The sequence below is a fragment of the Tardiphaga sp. OK245 genome, from assembly GCF_900108575.1.
Lineage (GTDB): Bacteria > Pseudomonadota > Alphaproteobacteria > Rhizobiales > Xanthobacteraceae > Tardiphaga > Tardiphaga robiniae.
On record NZ_FNWZ01000002.1, the window covers coordinates 369,433 to 386,225 of the forward strand.

Here is a 16,793-nt window from a genome sequence, read left to right on the forward strand (position 1 = left end):
CTCTCTCGATCATTCGTATCAGTGAACCGGCAGCGGCGGATGCGGGATCGCCGACAGCAGTTCCTTCGTATAAGCATCTTGCGGCGCATCCAGCACGGCCTCGGTCAGGCCCTGCTCGACGATCCGCCCCGTGCGCATCACGATGACACGATCGCACAGCAAACGCACCACATTCAAATCGTGCGATACGAACAAATAGCTCATCCCCATCGACTGCTTCAGGTCCTGCAGCAGGTTCAGCACCACCGCCTGCACAGAGACGTCGAGCGCCGCCGTCGGCTCGTCCAGGATGATCAGCTTCGGCTGCAGCGCGACGGCCCGGGCAATGCCGACACGCGCCTTCTGGCCACCGGACATCTGGTGCGGAAAGCGATCGAGCAATTCGAGCGGCAGCCCCACCTGTCGCGCGAGGTCTTCGCATTTTGCACGCAATGCATCGGAGCCCTTGATATCGCCGAGCTGCATGATCGGATCGGCGATGGCTCGCGCCGCCGTGAAACGAGGATTCAGGCTGTCCGTGGGATCCTGAAACACCATCTGGATGCTCTTGCGCAGCGGCAGCCGCGCAAAAGAGTTCGGCGCAATCTCGCCGATCTCGTCGCCATCGAACGAGATGCGGCCCGAGGTCTTGTCGATCAGCCGCATCACCATCATCGACGTCGTCGACTTGCCGCAGCCGGATTCGCCGACAAGACCGACGCTCTCGCCATGGCCGACCGTAAAGCTGATGCCATCGACAGCACGAAACTTGTCCGGCTCGGTCGGCGGCTTGCGCGAGAACAGTTTTGCCAGAGAGGCGGTTGCGCCCTGGCGCGCGTATTCCTTGACCAGATTTTCGACGGTGAGAAGGGGCTTCTGCTCCCCCTCCCCGCTTGCGGGGAGAGGGTCGGGGTGAGGGGGAATCAGAGATTCACTCGCCGGCTCCCCCTCACCCGACGCGCTGCGCGCGTCGACCTCTCCCCGCAAGCGGGGAGAGGTAAGAAGAGCCTGCACCGGCATCGCCGCGCGTTCTTCGGCCGGCAGCAGATCGCGCAGCGAGACGCCAAGCCGCGGCGTCGCCTGCATCAGCTTCTTCGTATAGGCGTGTTTCGGATTGGCGAAGATATCCGCCGACAGCGCCGTCTCGACCACCCTGCCCTTTTCCATCACCACCACACGGTCGCAATAGGCAGCGGCAAGACCGAGATCATGAGTGATCAGGATGGTCGACATGCCGCGGCTCTTGGTGAGCTCGACGACCAGATCCATCACGGCTTTCTGCGTCGTGACATCGAGGCCGGTGGTCGGCTCATCAGCGATCAGGAGCTGCGGATTGCAGGCCAGCGCCAATGCGATCACCACGCGCTGGCACATGCCGCCCGAGAGTTCGAACGGATAGGCATGATAGCGCTCGCGCGGGCGTGCGATCTTGACCTGCTCCAGCGCCTCGATGGCCTTCTCGGCACGGTCTGCGCTACCAGCCTGCGCATGTTGGCGCAGCACGTCCTCGATCTGGTCGCCGACCTTCCGGATCGGATTGAGCGCCGCGCGTGGATTCTGGAAGATCATCGAGATTTCGCGGCCGCGCAGGTCGCGCATCTGGTTCTCGGTTGCGCCCTTGATGTCGACGCCGGAGAACATCACCGAGCCTTCGGCGATCTTGCCGGCGCGGTCGAGAATGCGCATCACTGCATAGGACGTCACCGACTTGCCCGAGCCGGACTCGCCGACGATGCCGAGTGTTTCGCCCTTGGCCACGGAAATATTGACGTGCTGCACGGCCTTGACGATGCCGCGCCGCGTGGCGAATTCGACAGTGAGGTCGCTGACGTCGAGAAGCGGTTGAGCTGTCATGCCGATGTCTCCACGTGCTCGGTAGGCTCCCTCGCCCCGCCCTTGCGGGGAGAGGGTTGGGGTGAGGGGCTCTTGCGATCCGCAAACCCCTGCGTTGATGGCGAGGTCAGTGCCCTGCCCCTCACCCGCCGCTCGCTACGCGACCGTCGACCTCTCCCCGCGCAGAGCGGGGAGAGGTTAAGAAAGCGATCTGCGGAGTGTGCTTGCATCGTTACGTCCGTCGCTGCGGATCGACGATGTCGCGCAGACCGTCGCCGAGCAAGTTGAAGCAGAACACCGCGATCATCAGCGCGAGACCAGGAAATAATGCGATCCACCATTCGCCCGACACCATGAAGGACGCGCCTTCCGCGACCATGATGCCCCATTCCGCGGTCGGAGGCCGCACACCGAGGCCGATGAAGGAGAGGCCCGCGGCATTGAGGATGGCATAGCCCATGGTGAGCGACATCTGCACGATCATGATCGGCATGATGTTGGGCAGGATATGCACCAGCAGGATGCGCATCTCGCTATTGCCCGACAGCCGGGCCGCCTGCACAAAGCCGGCCTCGCGGCGGACATTGGCCTCGGCGCGAGCGACACGCGCATAAAGCGGGAAATTCACGATCGCCGTCGCAATGATGATGTTCTGTACGGTGTTGCCCAGCGCCGCGACGATACCCATGGCGAGCACGAACAGCGGAAACGCCATGATCGTATCGGCGATGCGGCCGACGATGCGATCGGTCCAGCCGCCGAAATAGCCCGAGGCGATGCCGGCGAGGCCGCCCATGGCGAACACCAGGATGACCGAGGCGATAGCGATGAAGAAATCGAGCCGGGTCGCGACAATGACGCGGCTGAAAATATCGCGGCCGAGCTGATCGGTCCCGAACCAGTGCGCCGCGGACGGCGCCTTCAGCGCCTGCGCCGTGTCGCTGGCGAGCGGATCGTAAGGCACGACATACGGACCGAACAATGCAGCGAAAACGATCAGCACCAGCAGGCCGAAGGCAAAACCCGTGACGCGGTTCTCGCCGAGAATGTAGCGCGTGTGCTGCAGCGTCGCAGCAAAGCCGGATGTGCGTTTTGCTGGCGCAGGCGGCGGCGCGGGAACGGCTTCGGAATCGACAGGCGTGACAGCGTTCATGGTTTACACCTCACCCTTCCAGCCGCACGCGTGGATCGATCACGCCGTAGAGAATGTCGATGATCAGATTGATCAGCACATACATGACGGCCATTGTCAGCACGAAGCCCTGCACCGGTGCGAAATCCGACGAGATTAGTGCTTCGACCGCGTAAGAGCCGATGCCCGGCCAGGCGAAAACCTTCTCGACCAAGACGTTCGCACCGAGCAGGAACGAGAATGTCATCGACAGTGTGGTGATGACCGGCAGCATTGCGTTGCGGAAGGCGTAAGTGACGATCACGGCGCGTGGCGACAGACCGCTGGCGCGCGCCGTGCGGACGAAGTCGGACGACAGGATCGCCAGCATCGAGGCGCGGGTCATGCGCGCGATCGGCGCCAGCGAGAAGATCGCCAAAGTTGCCGTCGGCAGGATCAACTGGTTGAAAGCGGACCTGAAGGCTTCCCAGTCACGGGCGATGAGACTGTCGATCAGATAGAAGCCGGTCACGTTGGGCGGCGTCGACGCGAACACGTCGAGACGTCCGAGCGGAGCCGGCGACCAGCCGAGCCTGAAATAGAAGACATAGACCAGCACCAGACCGGTGAAGAACACCGGCAATGACACACCGGCCGTCGTCGTCACCCGGCAGAGATGATCGATCCACGAGCCCGGCCGGGTGGCGGCGAGAATGCCGAGCGGAATGGCGATCATGACCGAGACCAGCAGACCCAGCAGCGTCAGCTCGGCCGAGGCCGGCAGGCGATTGCGAATTTCAGTCGCCACCGGTTGGCCGGTGGTCAGCGAGTTGCCGAGATCGCCCTTGGCCAGATCCGCCGTGTAGCGGAAGAACTGCTCGATCAGCGGCTTGTCGAGGCCGAGCTTCTTGCGGATTTCCTCGATCGCCTGTTTATCCGCTGACGGTCCTGCGAAATAGGCCGCGGGATCGCCGGGCAGTGCGCGCGTCAACAGGAATGTGACGATGACGACCCCGATCAAGCTCGGGATCGCGAACATCAATCGTTTGCCGATCAAAGCCAGCATGACACGTGCCTCGTATTCAGCGACGGATGTGAACGCAAACTCGCAGCGCTCCCTCTCCCCTTGCGGGAGAGGGTTGGGGAGAGGGGTAGCCGCAGGCGACGACGCTTCATGGCTACCCCTCTCCCGGCGCTTCGCGCCACCCTCCCCCGCAAGGGGGAGGGGACGATAGAACCGCCCCGTCATCGAACCAGGCGAGCTTCCTCGCACCCATCACATCACGCCTTCACGAGCGCGCGATAGTCGAGTCGACGGTGGAACCAGTACTGGTAGCCGGAGATGTTCTTCTGCATCGCCACGTTGACATAGGGCTGATACAGCGGGATCCGTGGCACATCGTTGAAAGCGAGATCGACGAAGCCTTTCACGTCCGCATCATAGGCTGCCTTGTCGCCGGTTGCAGCGGCGGTGCGCGCGCCGTTGATGAATTTGTCCATCTCGGGCGATTTGTAGCTCATGGTGTTGAACACCGAATTGTCGCCGTGATAGCACCAGTAGAAGAAGTATTCGGGGTAATCGAGCCAGCCGGAGAACACGTTGGTGTAGAGCGGCATCTCCTTCTTGTTCAGCTCGGTGCGCCAATTGGCGCCGGGGATCTTGTTGATGGTCGTCTTGATGCCGATCTGGCCGAGGCTTTCCTGCACCAGCACACAGAGTGGCTCATTGACGACAGCGAAGCCGAGATCGAATGAGATCGTGGTCTCGAAGCCATTGGGATAGCCGGCCTCTGCGAGCAGTGCCTTCGCCTTGGCCATGTCGGTATTGTATTTATGGGGCTGCGGCCACGCGACTTCGGTCGGCTTGTCGGCTGATGCGCCGTACATCGGATTGGCGAGACCGAACAACACGGCATCGACGATCTTCTGATAGGGCAGCGCATAGGCGACGGCCTGGCGCACCTTCGGATTGTCGAAGGGCGGCTTGGTGACATTCATGCCGATATACTGGATGCCGTTGCTGAACGGCAGCGACACCACGTCGAGCTTGCCGTTGGCCTTGATCTCCTGGAAATCCTTGTAGGGCAGTTCATAGGACATATCGGCATCGCCGCGCTCGAGCAGCGCGCGCCGGTTGCCGGCCTGCGGCACCATGCGCCAGATCACGCGCTTGATCTTCGGTATCGGACCGGAGACCCAGTCGTCATTGCGCTCGAGGATGACTTCGGTGCCGGCGGTCCACTTGGTCACCTTGTAGGCGCCGCCGCCGGCGGTCTGCATCTTGGTGTATTCGAGACCCCACGGATCCTTCTCGGTGGCGTTCTTCTTCACCAGTTCGGAATTGATCACGCAGGGGACGATAACCGCGAGATCCGGAATCGTCAGGCGATCCTTGGTGGCGAAATCGACGCGCACAGTGTGATCATCAACGATCACGAACTGCTCGGGCTTCTTCAGCGATCCGGCGCTCATCTGGAAGGTCGGAAAACCGCCGACGCTCACCGAGCGATCCAGTGACCACTTGACGTCCTTCGCCGTCACCGGCGTGCCATCGTGAAACTTCGCGTTCTTGCGCAGCTTGAAGGTCGCCGACATGTCGCTGATGGTCATGTCCTCGGCGAGTTCGGGCTTGAACTTGTCGCGGTCGTAATAGGGCACGCCGCCAGGGCCGGCCTTCATCTCGTGACCGATCAGGCGGTCGTAGCAATTCCAGGACACTTCATAGCCGGGCACATTGGTGCCGACGCCATGGATATCGAGGTTGTTGGGGCCGCTTTCGGAGACGATCAGCAGGGTTTCGGATCGGGCATCCGCCTTGGCGGACGAGAAGATCGCCGGACCGGAGACCATCGCGCCGGCGGCGGCGCCTGTGGCGGTTTTCAGAAAATCACGACGCTTCATTCTTGCTCTCCCCAAGGGCGCGAGTGGATCGGCTTGGGAACAGACATCGCAAACTTCGTGCCAGAGCTTAACGAACCCCTAATAGCTATCTATGCGACTGATAAATCTAGCATTTTTTCAACGACCCCGGCGGTCAGCATCGCCAGAGACTTCACCACATTGCATACAAAGATATTGATATGCCCATAATTTGGACTGACGCACCGACCTGCTCGGTCGTTGGTCTCCTGTTTCTGGCTTGACATACATCGGCTCCCGCCTCTTATTGCGAATAGTTCGCATTAGCATTCGCATCAGATCAAGAACCTTGGGGAATGGCGTGAGTTTGAGGTTGTGGGCGTCGATCACGGGGGCAGCGTGCCTCTCATCAATCTGGATTGGAGAGGCAAAGGCCCAGGAGGGACAAACGCTGTCGGAAATCGTGGTCAGTGCGGAGCGGCAGAAGGAAGCGGACGCCTTCCAGTCCACCACCCTGCTGACCGGTGATGCCCTCCAGCGCACCACCTCGGCCTCCATCGCCGACCTGCTGGCCACCCAGCCGGGCGTTGCCGCATCGACCTTTGCGCCGGGCGCGAGCAGGCCGAATATCCGCGGTCTCGACGACTATCGTGTCCGCATTCAGGAGAACGGCATCGGCAGCCAGGACGCCTCGGATTTCAGCCAGGATCATCAGGTCCCGGTCGATCCGCTCTCCGCCGACAAGATCGAGGTCATTCGCGGTCCCGCAACGCTGCGCTATGGCAATCAGGCCATCGGCGGCGTCGTCAATGCCAGCAACAACCGCATTCCGGAGAATCTGGTGCCGGACAATTTCAGCGCACGCATCAAGGGCGGCGGCTCCTCCGTGGATAGCAGCATCGACGGCGCGGCCAGCATCGATGCGTCAGGCAGTAATGTCGCCATTCACGTCGACGCCTTCGGCCGCAGCGCCGGCGATTACAGAATTCCCGGCGGCGGCGTGCAGGCCAATACGAGGCTACGCTCGGAAGGCCAGTCGGTCGGCGGCTCCTACATCTTCGATGGCGGCTATATCGGCACCGCGATCCAGCACATCACCAGCCTGTATCATATCCCCGGCATCGCCGAATCCGCGTCGCGGACTCGCATCGATCTCGAACAGACCAAGGTGACCAGCAAGGGCGAATGGCGCGCGCCGACCGAGGGCATCGCCGCGATCCGCTATACGTTCGGCGTCAGCGACTACAAGCATGGCGAGCTCGGCATCGGCAGCAATGGCGTCGACGGCCTGCAGAACACCATCACCAACAAGGAAATCGAAGGCCGCTTCGAATTGGATCACGCCGCGGTCGCAACACCGCTCGGCGCATTGACCGGAAGCTGGGGCGTACAGGCCAGCAACCGCAAGCTCGGCACCGCGGGCCTGCTCGGTGGGCTGCTCGCTCCCACCAATACGGACACAGTCGCAGGCTTCGTGTTCGAGCAATTGCAGCTCTCGGACACACTCAAATTCCAGGCGGCCGGCCGTATCGAGAGCCTGTCGGTCTCCGGCATGGCACCGATCTTCCCCAGCAATTTCCTGCCGCCGCCCGACACATTCTCCGAGACAGCAGCGACGCGCGATTTCACCCCGAAGAGCTTCAGCTTCGGACTGCTGAAATCACTGCCCTGGGATATGGTTGCCAATCTGAGCGTACAGCGTGCACAGCGCGCGCCTGCCGCGCCCGAGCTTTATTCGCGCGGCTCTGACGGCGCATCCGGCACTTTCGTCATCGGCAATCCCGATCTGAAAATCGAAACAGCTGAGTCGATCGAGGTCGGCCTGAAACGCAGCAGCGGCCAGCTTCGCTTCGAGGCGAGTCTCTACTACACGCGCTATCTCGATTTCATCTTCAAGCAGGTGACCGGCAACTTCTGCACCGACACTTTCGCAAGCTGCGGCGCGACCGGCCCACTGCTGCAAGTGGCCTACGGTCAGCGAGATGCGAACTTCCGCGGCGCCGAGTTGATGGCACAACTCGATGTGACGCCGCTCAGCGACGGCATGCTCGGGATCGACACCCAGTTCGACGTGGTCCGCGCGACCTTTGCCGATGGCAGCAATGTTCCGCGCATCGCACCGATGCGTGTCGGCGCCGGCGTCTGGTGGCGCAGCGCCGAATGGTATGCCCGTTTGGGCGTCCTGCATGCATTCACGCAGAACGACATTGCGCTCAATGAAACTTCGACGGCCGGCTACAATCTGCTGAAGGCTGAGGTGAGCTATACCCACACATTCGCGAAGGTCGACGGCGGCCTGCGCGACATCACCTTCGGCGTCACCGGAGACAATCTGCTCGACGAGCAGGTCCGCAACCACATCTCCTTCAAGAAGGCGGAGGTGTTGCAGCCTGGACGCGGCGTGCGGCTCTTCACGAGTATGAGATTTTGAGCCCAATGACCTTGGAATCGCTCCAGTTTGGGCCTCAACTCGGCCTCCAGAGGGCGACATCGTTCACATGCGAAGGTATTCTTCGCCATCATCTCCCATTGCAAACTTCGACCGACGGAATGCAGCCCCTATGACAAGATCCTGGTCTCCCATCACAACTGTATTGGTGGCGGTTAGCGGAACGGCGGCGCTTCCGCAGTTTGCTGTAGCTGCGACCACGGAAGCGCTGCTGCCGCATAATCTGTCCCCATGGGGCATGTTCATGAACGCCGACATCGTGGTGAAGGCCGTGATGATCGGGCTTGGCATCGCCTCGCTGGTGACCTGGACGGTCTGGCTCGCAAAGACCATCGAACTCAACCGCGAAACGCGGTCCGCCAAACGGCGGCTCGATATACTGGAAAGCGACACGACGCTGGCTCAGGTCGAGCGCGATAGTGCCAACGCCCGCGATCCCGTGGCCCAACTCATTCATTCGGCAGTGCGCGAGACTGCCCTCTCCCATGGACTGTTCGATGACGGCTTCAAGGAGCGCATTGCGCTCCGCCTTGAGCGCGTCGAACAGGCGATGTCGCGCCGGATCTCCCGTGGCATCGGCGTGGTCGCCACGATCGGTGCGACTGCGCCCTTTGTCGGCCTGTTCGGAACCGTCTGGGGCATCATGAACGCCTTCATCGGTATTTCGGAAACCAAGACCACCAACCTCGCCGTCGTCGCGCCGGGCATCGCCGAAGCCTTGCTCGCGACAGCACTCGGTCTTGTCGCAGCCATTCCGGCCGTGGTGATCTATAACCAGCTCGTTCGTAACATCACGACCTACCGAGCGCTGCTCGGCGACGCCTCCGCACAGGTCATGCTGCTGATGAGCCGCGATCACGGCCGTCGCGGAATGCCGATCTCGCGGGCGGCGGAATAGATCATGGCTGCAAGATTAGGTGGACGCTCAGGTGGCGGTGACGACCTCGAAGTCAACCACGAAATCAATGTGACGCCCTTCATCGACGTGATGCTGGTTCTGCTGATCATCTTCATGGTGGCAGCGCCGCTGGCGACGGTCGATCTCGGTGTCGACCTGCCGGCAAGCGCCGTCGAACCACAGCCGCGTCCCGACAAGCCGGTCTTCGTCACCGTCAAACCTGACCTGACGATCGCCGTCGGCGAAGACATCATCCCGCGCGATACGCTGAGCGGCACGCTGGATGCTGCGACCAAGAACAACAAGGACGAGCGCATCTTCCTGCGCGCGGACAAGGTCGTGAGCTATGGCGATCTGATGGAAGTGATGAACCTGCTGCGCAACGCAGGCTACCTCAAAATCGCACTGGTCGGCCTCGACGGACGAACCTCCGCGCCATGAACGTCTTTGCGCTACATGCGCCGACCGACAGCGTCGGTCTTCGCTGGACCGGGTCGGCGATCGCTATCGTCGCGATCCATGCCGGCCTGATCGCCGCAGGCATCTGGTGGTACCATCAACCGAACCCGCCGGGCGTTACGATGCCGACCATCATGATCGACATGGCGCCGGCCACCGCCGCGCCTGAAACGCAACCACTGGATATCGCGCCCGGCCCCGAGATGCAGCAAGCGGAAGCGCCGTCCGAGCCACCGCCCGAGCCCGTTCAGCAGAAGCAGGTGGAAGAACAGATCCCGCCGACGCCGCTGATGGAGAAGCCGGTCGTCGAAGCGCCGCCCGAGCAGAAGACCGAGCCGACGCCGCCCCCGCCCGAGCCCGCCAAGATCATTCCCGATCCGCCAAAGCCGGTGCCGGAAAAGCCCAAGCCGAAGCCAATACGCGCCGAGATCAAGAAGAAGCCCAACGATACGCCAGCAGCGCCGCAGACCACCGCAGCACCGCGCGCAGAACGCATTGCGCCTGCAGCATCGGCTGCAGCGGCCGGTGCCTCGAGGGCAGCGTCTGCGTCTTACAATCAGCTCGTTCAATCACACTTGCAGCGCTTCAAGCAATTTCCCCAGAGTGCACGCACCGGTCAGTCAGGCACGGCAGTCGTCAGGATCGCCTTTACACTCGATCGCAGCGGTCACGTGCTGTCTTCTCGCCTCCTGGGATCGTCGGGAAATCAAGCGCTCGATGCCGAAACGCTCGCCATGGTTCGTCGCGCGCAGCCATTCCCGGCATTTCCGCCGGAGAAGACCGGCGGTACAGAGGCGTTCAATGTTCCATTGAGATACGATCTTCGTTAGCGACTAACGAAGATCATGATACGTCGCGGCCCGACAGATATCACTGCACCGGATTCGCCCGCTCGAACTGGCGCAGCAGTTTGTTGCCGCGCTCTGCTGCAGCGTCGAGGGCCTCCTGCGCAGGCTTCTTGCCGCTGAAGGCCTGCTCCAGCTCATCCTCGATGGCGTCACGGATCAGCGTGAACGAGCCGAGGCGCAATCCCTTCGAATTTTCCGTCGGCGCTTTGAGGGTGATCTGTTCGATGGATTTCACGGTGCCCGGGTTGCGGTCGTAAAAACCCTGCTGGCGCGTGAGTTCATAAGCGGCGCGCGTGATCGGCAGGTAACCCGTCTTCTGATGCCAGGTCGCCTGCACTTCGGGCTGCGAAAGAAACGCAAAGAACTTCGCGATGCCTTTATATTCTTCGCGCGGGCGATCGCGCAGTACCCAGAGCGTTGCGCCGCCGATGATCGAATTCTGCGGCGCGGCCGTGACATCCGGCCAGTACGGCATCATGCCATAGCCGACCTCGAATTTCGCATTGGCGAGAATGTCGGCGCGGGTGCCTGACGAGCCCAGAAAAATCCCGCACTCGCTCTTCTGAAAGCGTGGCTCAGCTGCTGTCGCACGGCCGCTGTAGTCGAAGACCTTGGTCTTCTGCCATTCGGCGAGTTGCGTAATATGCCGCACCATCAGCGGATTGTTGAAGGTGAGCACGGCATCCAACCCGCCAAGGCCGTTGGACTTGGTGGCCACCGGAATGTTGTGGAATGCCGAGAAGTTCTCGACATTGATCCATGATGGCCAAGCCGTGGTGAAGCCGCAAACCGCGCCTGCCGTCCGCAATCGCTTGGCAGCGGCGCCGAGCTCTGGCCAGGTCCGCGGCGGCTCGTCCGGATTGAGACCGGCAGCCCGGAACAGATCCTTGTTGTAGTAAAGGATCGGCGTCGACGCATTGAACGGGAAGGACAGCATGTTGCCGGCCATGTCAGTGTAGTAGCCCGTAATGGCTGGCAGATAGGCCGACGGATTGAACGCCTCCGCCTGGTCGCGCATCAGTTCGTAGACGGGATAGGTTGCGCCTTTGGCGGCCATCATGGTGGCCGTCGCGATTTCGTTGACCTGGACGATGGCCGGCTGGCTCCGGGACCGGAAGGCAAAGATCGCCGCCGTGACGGTTTCGGTATAGTTGCCCTTGTAGACCGGAACGATGCGATAGCCCGTCTGCGTGGCGTTGAAATCCGCGGCCAGCTTTTCAACGTGCCGGCCGAGTTCTCCGGACATCGCGTGCCACCACTGAATGTCGGTGGCGCGTGCGGGCGTCGCCGTCTGGCTGACTGTCACCACGAGCGCGAGATATCCGAGCGCCGCCTTCAACTTCATTTCATTCTGCCCTTACAACGCCGTCGGCTGCCGGCCTGCTGTGCTAATCATTCTTGTTGGGAGGCCAAAGCTTCCGCCGCCCAATAAAATAATGATTCCATTATAGTTTTGATCGAAATCGCCCGGCACGGTGGCGTTCACCGGACGCGATCTGCCGCAGCACTCTGTTGCGACTTCGCGGCGTTCGGTTCAATCGGGACTGCGCCAATTCAACCAGTTGTTGCAGGTTAATAGCCAGCACCGCCTGTATTTGCTACATTGAACTGTCTCGCAACCTCAACGAAACTCTTTCAGACTAGAAAAAACGAATTGCCGGGTTGCGACGCACGGCTGTCTCACCGATTGAACCTTTCGCAAGGCCGAATGACACACCTGTGGTGACGAGCCCGCACAACGGAGTTTCTGAAGGACAGGACGAGCTGGCGGCGCGAGGCCGGACCGGTCTCGTTGCGGCTGTCCGTGCGATTCCGATCCGCTGGCGCATTTTGTCCATCGCAGCCCTAAACTCGGCAGTCGTCCTCGTCCTGGCGGGATTGATCTGGAGCGGCTCGCGGGTGCTGTCCTCGGCCTGGGATGACGTGCGCCAGGTCCGGCAATCCGATCAGGTTCTGGCCTTGCTCGAGAGCGAGACCGGCCGGCTGCAGAACCTGATCCATCGCTATATCAATCAGCCCAGCCCCGAACTGTTCGCCGAAATCCTGCTGCTGCGCGAGGCTGTGCTTGGGACACTGAATACCCGTGCCTCGACCGACCCCATGCTGTCAGGCTCGGTCGCCGAGCTGGAGCGCGTCACCGAACGCTTCCTCAGCGGCTTCGGTGAATTGCGGACGCTTCAGACCACCATTGCCAAGACCTATGAGGAACAGGTGCTCGGGCCTGCCAAGGACATGGCGGGACTGTACTCCATCATCGAAGGCGCCACGGGCCAGCGCGACGCGCTGATCTGGCCGGCACTCGGCAAGTCGCGTGAGGCATTCACCGCGATGCTGGTCGCCGCCAACGCCTATTATCTGTCGCTGGCATCCGCCTCGGCCGAAGATGCACGCCGCAACACCGAGACGATTGAGCGTACTATCCCGGTCATGACCGACCTCGCCGACAATGATCTGCAGCGTATTGCGTTGCAGCGGCTCAAGGGACGCTCAGTTGCCCTCCGCCAGGGGCTCGCAAAACTGTCCGAACAACTCTCCAGCCGCACGGACCTGCTGCGCAATTCGATCGATGCCAGCCAGGCCGACACGATTGCTGCGATCGATGGCCTGTCCGTCAAGATGCGCCAGCGCGAGCAGTCCGCGCAGGCCACTTTCGACCGCACGCTGACGGCGATCTCCCGCAATGTCATGGTCATCGCCACGGCATTCCTCGGGCTGATCATCACCGCAGGCATCATTATCGCGCTGAGCATCCGCCTGCCGCTGCAGCAGATCATGGCCTCGATGCGCGCAATCACCTCCGGCGACTATGATCGCAAGGTTCAGGGCACCGCCGCCAAGGACGAGGTTGGCGCCATGGCCCGCGCGGTCGAAGTGTTCCGTGAGAACGCCGTCGCCAAGCGCGAAGCCGAGAACGAGCTGCGCGCGTCGAAGGAGAAGGCCGAGAGCGCCTTGCTCGAACTAAATGCCGCACAGCAGAATTTGATCGACGCCGAACGGTTGGCCGCACTTGGCGGTCTGGTCGCCGGCGTGGCCCACGAGGTCAATAATCCGATCGGCATCAGCCTCACCGTGGCATCAAGCTTCGCCCGGCGCTCGGAAATGTTCGAGGCCGAACTGCGCTCCAATGCCCCGCTGCGGCGCTCGCAGCTCGAGGAATTCGTCAAGACGTCACGCGATGCGGCGCAGCAACTGGTCGCCAACCTGCATCGTGCTGGCGAGCTTATTCAGTCCTTCAAACAGGTCGCCGTCGATCGGTCCCACGCCGAACGGCGGCAGTTCAGCCTGTCCGAGGCCACCGATCAGATCATCGCCAGTCTGCGCCCCGTCCTGAAGAAGGCGCCGATCACGCTGACGGTCGACGTGCCGGACGGGCTGATGATCGATGGCTATCCCGGTTCCTACGGCCAGATCCTGACCAATCTGTTCCTGAACGCGGCCAATCACGCATTCCCGGACGGCAAGCCCGGCGCCATCGCTATCACCGCCAAGCCGCGCGGCACCGACGATATCGAGATCAGCTTTTCCGACAACGGCGCGGGCATGAGTCCGGACGTCCAGCGGCAGGCTTTCGACCCGTTTTTCACCACGCGCCGCAACGAAGGCGGCACCGGCCTTGGCCTCCACATCGTGTACAATCTGGTGACCCAGCAACTGGGTGGCCGGATGATGCTGGAGTCAAGATTGGGACAAGGCACGACATTTCGCATTATCATGCCGCGGGCCGCCACTGGCGCCGCCGGATCATTTGACGGGACTACGCAATGGCCGACCAGGACGATGTCCTCTACCTGATTGAAGACTCCGGTGATGTCCCGGAAGAATCCAATAACCGAAAATGGAAGATCGCGGTCATCGACGATGACCAGGCCGTGCATGAGGGCACGCGCTTCGCGCTGAGCGATTACACCCTGAACGGCCAGTCGCTGGAAATCCTGTCGGCCTATTCCGCTGCCGAAGGCCAGGCCCTGATGCGCGAGCATACGGATATCGCGGCCGTGTTGCTCGACGTCATCATGGAGACCGACGCGGCCGGCCTCGAACTGGTCGAGTTCATCCGCAACGAACTGCACAACGAAACCGTTCGTATCATCCTGCGCACCGGCCAACCCGGCCAGGCGCCGGAGCGCCGCGTCATCGTCGACTACGACATCAACGATTACAAGGCGAAGACCGAACTGACCGCCGACAAGCTGTTCACCTCGCTGACCGCGGCACTGCGCAGCTATCAGCAGCTCGAACGCATGGTGCAGACGCGGCGCGGCCTCGAAATCATCATCGACGCAGCCTCGACGCTCTATGATTTCAAGTCAATGCAGCGGCTTGCCGAAGGCGTGCTGACCCAGATTGCCTCGCTGCTGAATGTGGATTGCGCCGGCATTCTGGTGCTGCGCGATGGCGGCGTTGTCGGCGACGACTATGCCGTCCTCGCCGGATCCGGCTGCTACAGCCGCTTCATGGGTACCGCCACCGCGCAGTCGCTCGACCCGGACCTGCGCCTGATGGTCGAAGAGGCCTTCAAGCGCCGCAAGCATGATTTCGCCGACCATCGGACGGCGCTCTACATCCGCACCGGCAGCGGCCGTGAGGTTGTCGTGCTGCTGCAGGCGGAGCGGCAATTGTCGGAGACAGACCGCTCGCTGGTGGAGATCTTCGGCAGCCGATTGTCGATCGCCTTCGACAACGTGATCCTCTACCAGCAACTGCACGAGGCCAATACGCAGTTGGAAGACCGCGTGGCGCAACGCACCCGCGCCCTCATGCAGGCTAATCGCCGGCTTTCCGCGCAGTGGCTGCGGCTGCAGCGCGCCAACGGCTTCAAGAACGAGATTCTGGGCACCGTCGCCCATGACCTGAAGAATCCACTCGGCGTGATCCTCGGTCGCACCGAGATGCTGACCGAGCTGATATCCGCGGGATCGCCGAAGGAAAATATCGCCGCGCAGGTCGATCACATCCGTGACGCCACCAAGCGACTGACCTCGATGGTCGATCACCTGATCTCCGACGCCATGGCGGACGCCTTCGATATCACCATCCGCCGCGAGCCGGTCGATCTGGCGACGCTGGTCCGGGACGTCGCGGAAGCGAACCGGCCGTCTGCGGTGAACAAGCAGCAGGATCTCTCCGTCTCCGCGCCGGCTCACCACGATCTCACCATGTGCGACGCCGACCGGATGCGCGAAGCCATCGACAACCTCGTCAGCAACGCCATCAAATACAGCCCGATCGGCGGCAAGATCGCGCTGCTCATCACGGGCGACGCCGATTATGTGCGGATCAGCATTAGCGACGAAGGCCCTGGCCTGTCGCCGGAAGATCTCGACCGTCTGTTTGGCCGTTTCCAGAGGCTGTCCGCCAAGCCGACCGGTGGTGAAAGTTCGACCGGCCTCGGCCTGTCGATCGTCAAACGCATCATCGACATGCATGGCGGCGAAGTGAACGCACATAGCCCCGGCCCCGGCCAGGGCGCCACCTTCACCATCCTGCTGCCAGCCACCAGTGAGGGCCTGTCATGAGCCAGAGCCCGCATATCGTCATCGTCGACGACGAAGCGCCCGCCCGCGAGATGGTGGGCGACTATCTCAAGATGCACGGCTTTGCCGTGACCCTGTGCGACGGCGGCAAGAGCCTGCGCAGCGAGATCGAGACCAAGGTGCCGGATCTCGTGGTGCTCGACCTCAACATGCCCGAGGAAGACGGGCTCTCGATCATCCGTGACCTCAAGAGCCGCATCAATGTGCCGGTGATCATGCTCACCGCCACCGCGAGCCCGATCGACCGTGTCGTCGGCCTCGAACTCGGCGCCGACGATTACATCGCCAAGCCCTGCGAACTCCGCGAATTGATGGCGCGCATCCGCTCGGTCTTGCGCCGAAGCACGCCGGTGAAAGGAGCAGCAGCAGATGCAACGCCTGCCAAGGAGAACAAGGACCATCTCGTGCGCTTCGGCACGAAATGGCTCGACCTGGAAGCGCAGGCCTTGCGTGACGACGAAGGCAACGAACATCCGCTGACGGCCTCCGAATTTGGCCTGCTCAAGGTATTCGCCGCCAATCCGAAGCGCGTGCTCTCGCGCGAACGGCTGCTCGAACTGGCCAATGCCCGGGATGCCGAGGCTTTCGACCGGGCGGTTGACCTGCGGATCATGCGAATCCGCCGCAAAATCGAACCCGATCCGACAAAGCCCGCCGTGATCCGTACAATTCGCGGCGGGGGCTATTTGTTCTCCCCGGCGGGCGAGAAGGCCTGAGCACCCCTTTTGGAATCTATCTCATTCAAGTTGCACGCATTTCACCCCTGAATGTTTCGTCGCTAACCGTGCGATGAAACAATTCTCCGGTTCCATGAAACCATTTT

General features: G+C 61.9%; 12 protein-coding genes. 7 read left to right on the plus strand and 5 right to left on the minus strand.

Annotated elements, in window-relative coordinates:
* Positions 1-18 precede the first annotated feature (18 nt).
* The 4 genes from BLW80_RS08405 to BLW80_RS08420 form a co-directional block, all read right to left on the minus strand.
* Positions 19-1,833 (minus strand): dipeptide ABC transporter ATP-binding protein, encoded by a 1,815-nt coding sequence (locus BLW80_RS08405; RefSeq protein WP_093757605.1) that lies wholly within the window; start codon positions 1,831-1,833, stop codon positions 19-21.
* A 211-nt stretch (positions 1,834-2,044) separates the two neighbouring features.
* Positions 2,045-2,965, minus strand: coding sequence for an ABC transporter permease (locus BLW80_RS08410; RefSeq protein WP_093757606.1), 921 nt, complete (start codon positions 2,963-2,965; stop codon positions 2,045-2,047).
* A gap of 10 nt (positions 2,966-2,975) precedes the next feature.
* Positions 2,976-3,989 (minus strand): ABC transporter permease, encoded by a 1,014-nt coding sequence (locus tag BLW80_RS08415; protein ID WP_093757607.1) that lies wholly within the window; start codon positions 3,987-3,989, stop codon positions 2,976-2,978.
* 215 nt (positions 3,990-4,204) lie between these two features.
* On the minus strand, positions 4,205-5,824 hold the full coding sequence (locus tag BLW80_RS08420; protein WP_093757608.1) for an ABC transporter substrate-binding protein: 1,620 nt from the start codon (positions 5,822-5,824) through the stop codon (positions 4,205-4,207).
* A 319-nt stretch (positions 5,825-6,143) separates the two neighbouring features.
* Between BLW80_RS08420 and BLW80_RS08425 the strand changes: the two genes are divergently transcribed.
* From BLW80_RS08425 to BLW80_RS08440, 4 genes are all read left to right on the plus strand, one after another.
* On the plus strand, positions 6,144-8,213 hold the full coding sequence (locus tag BLW80_RS08425; protein ID WP_244528059.1) for a TonB-dependent receptor: 2,070 nt from the start codon (positions 6,144-6,146) through the stop codon (positions 8,211-8,213).
* A 130-nt stretch (positions 8,214-8,343) separates the two neighbouring features.
* Complete coding sequence (gene exbB, locus BLW80_RS08430; RefSeq protein ID WP_093757610.1) at positions 8,344-9,129, plus strand: tonB-system energizer ExbB; 786 nt, start codon at positions 8,344-8,346, stop codon at positions 9,127-9,129.
* A gap of 3 nt (positions 9,130-9,132) precedes the next feature.
* Entirely contained in the window at positions 9,133-9,570 is a 438-nt protein-coding gene (gene exbD, locus BLW80_RS08435) for a TonB system transport protein ExbD (RefSeq protein WP_089263503.1), read from the plus strand.
* Positions 9,567-10,418 carry an energy transducer TonB family protein gene (locus BLW80_RS08440; RefSeq protein WP_093757611.1) on the plus strand — a complete coding sequence of 284 codons (852 nt, stop codon included), beginning with the start codon at positions 9,567-9,569 and terminating at the stop codon, positions 10,416-10,418. The genes exbD and BLW80_RS08440 overlap by 4 nt, the downstream gene beginning before the upstream one ends.
* 40 nt (positions 10,419-10,458) lie before the next feature.
* Here the strand turns inward: BLW80_RS08440 and ugpB are convergent, their stop codons facing one another.
* Positions 10,459-11,781 (minus strand): sn-glycerol-3-phosphate ABC transporter substrate-binding protein UgpB, encoded by a 1,323-nt coding sequence (gene ugpB / locus BLW80_RS08445; RefSeq protein WP_093757612.1) that lies wholly within the window; start codon positions 11,779-11,781, stop codon positions 10,459-10,461.
* Between the two features lie 419 nt (positions 11,782-12,200).
* Here ugpB and BLW80_RS08450 point away from each other — a divergent pair, with 419 nt between their 5' ends.
* Genes BLW80_RS08450 through BLW80_RS08460 form a run of 3 tightly spaced genes read left to right on the plus strand, consistent with a single transcriptional unit; the run spans position 12,201 to position 16,686 of the window.
* Entirely contained in the window at positions 12,201-14,228 is a 2,028-nt protein-coding gene (locus BLW80_RS08450) for a sensor histidine kinase (RefSeq protein WP_244528146.1), read from the plus strand.
* Positions 14,198-15,952, plus strand: a complete 1,755-nt coding sequence (locus BLW80_RS08455) for an ATP-binding response regulator (RefSeq protein ID WP_093757613.1) — start codon at positions 14,198-14,200, stop codon at positions 15,950-15,952. Before BLW80_RS08450 ends, BLW80_RS08455 begins: the two co-directional genes overlap by 31 nt.
* Positions 15,949-16,686, plus strand: coding sequence for a response regulator (locus BLW80_RS08460; RefSeq protein WP_093757614.1), 738 nt, complete (start codon positions 15,949-15,951; stop codon positions 16,684-16,686). Before BLW80_RS08455 ends, BLW80_RS08460 begins: the two co-directional genes overlap by 4 nt.
* Positions 16,687-16,793 lie beyond the last annotated feature (107 nt).

Excerpts from the sequence above, each read along its gene's own strand:
- BLW80_RS08405 (WP_093757605.1), bottom strand. The coding sequence starts at position 1,833 with ATGACAGCTCAACCGCTTCTCGACGTCAGCGACCTCACTGTCGAATTC.
- BLW80_RS08410 (WP_093757606.1), bottom strand. The coding sequence starts at position 2,965 with ATGAACGCTGTCACGCCTGTCGATTCCGAAGCCGTTCCCGCGCCGCCG.
- BLW80_RS08415 (WP_093757607.1), bottom strand. The coding sequence starts at position 3,989 with ATGCTGGCTTTGATCGGCAAACGATTGATGTTCGCGATCCCGAGCTTG.
- BLW80_RS08420 (WP_093757608.1), bottom strand. The coding sequence starts at position 5,824 with ATGAAGCGTCGTGATTTTCTGAAAACCGCCACAGGCGCCGCCGCCGGC.
- exbB (WP_093757610.1), top strand. The coding sequence starts at position 8,344 with ATGACAAGATCCTGGTCTCCCATCACAACTGTATTGGTGGCGGTTAGC.
- exbD (WP_089263503.1), top strand. The coding sequence starts at position 9,133 with ATGGCTGCAAGATTAGGTGGACGCTCAGGTGGCGGTGACGACCTCGAA.
- BLW80_RS08440 (WP_093757611.1), top strand. The coding sequence starts at position 9,567 with ATGAACGTCTTTGCGCTACATGCGCCGACCGACAGCGTCGGTCTTCGC.
- ugpB (WP_093757612.1), bottom strand. The coding sequence starts at position 11,781 with ATGAAGTTGAAGGCGGCGCTCGGATATCTCGCGCTCGTGGTGACAGTC.
- BLW80_RS08455 (WP_093757613.1), top strand. The coding sequence starts at position 14,198 with ATGGCCGACCAGGACGATGTCCTCTACCTGATTGAAGACTCCGGTGAT.
- BLW80_RS08460 (WP_093757614.1), top strand. The coding sequence starts at position 15,949 with ATGAGCCAGAGCCCGCATATCGTCATCGTCGACGACGAAGCGCCCGCC.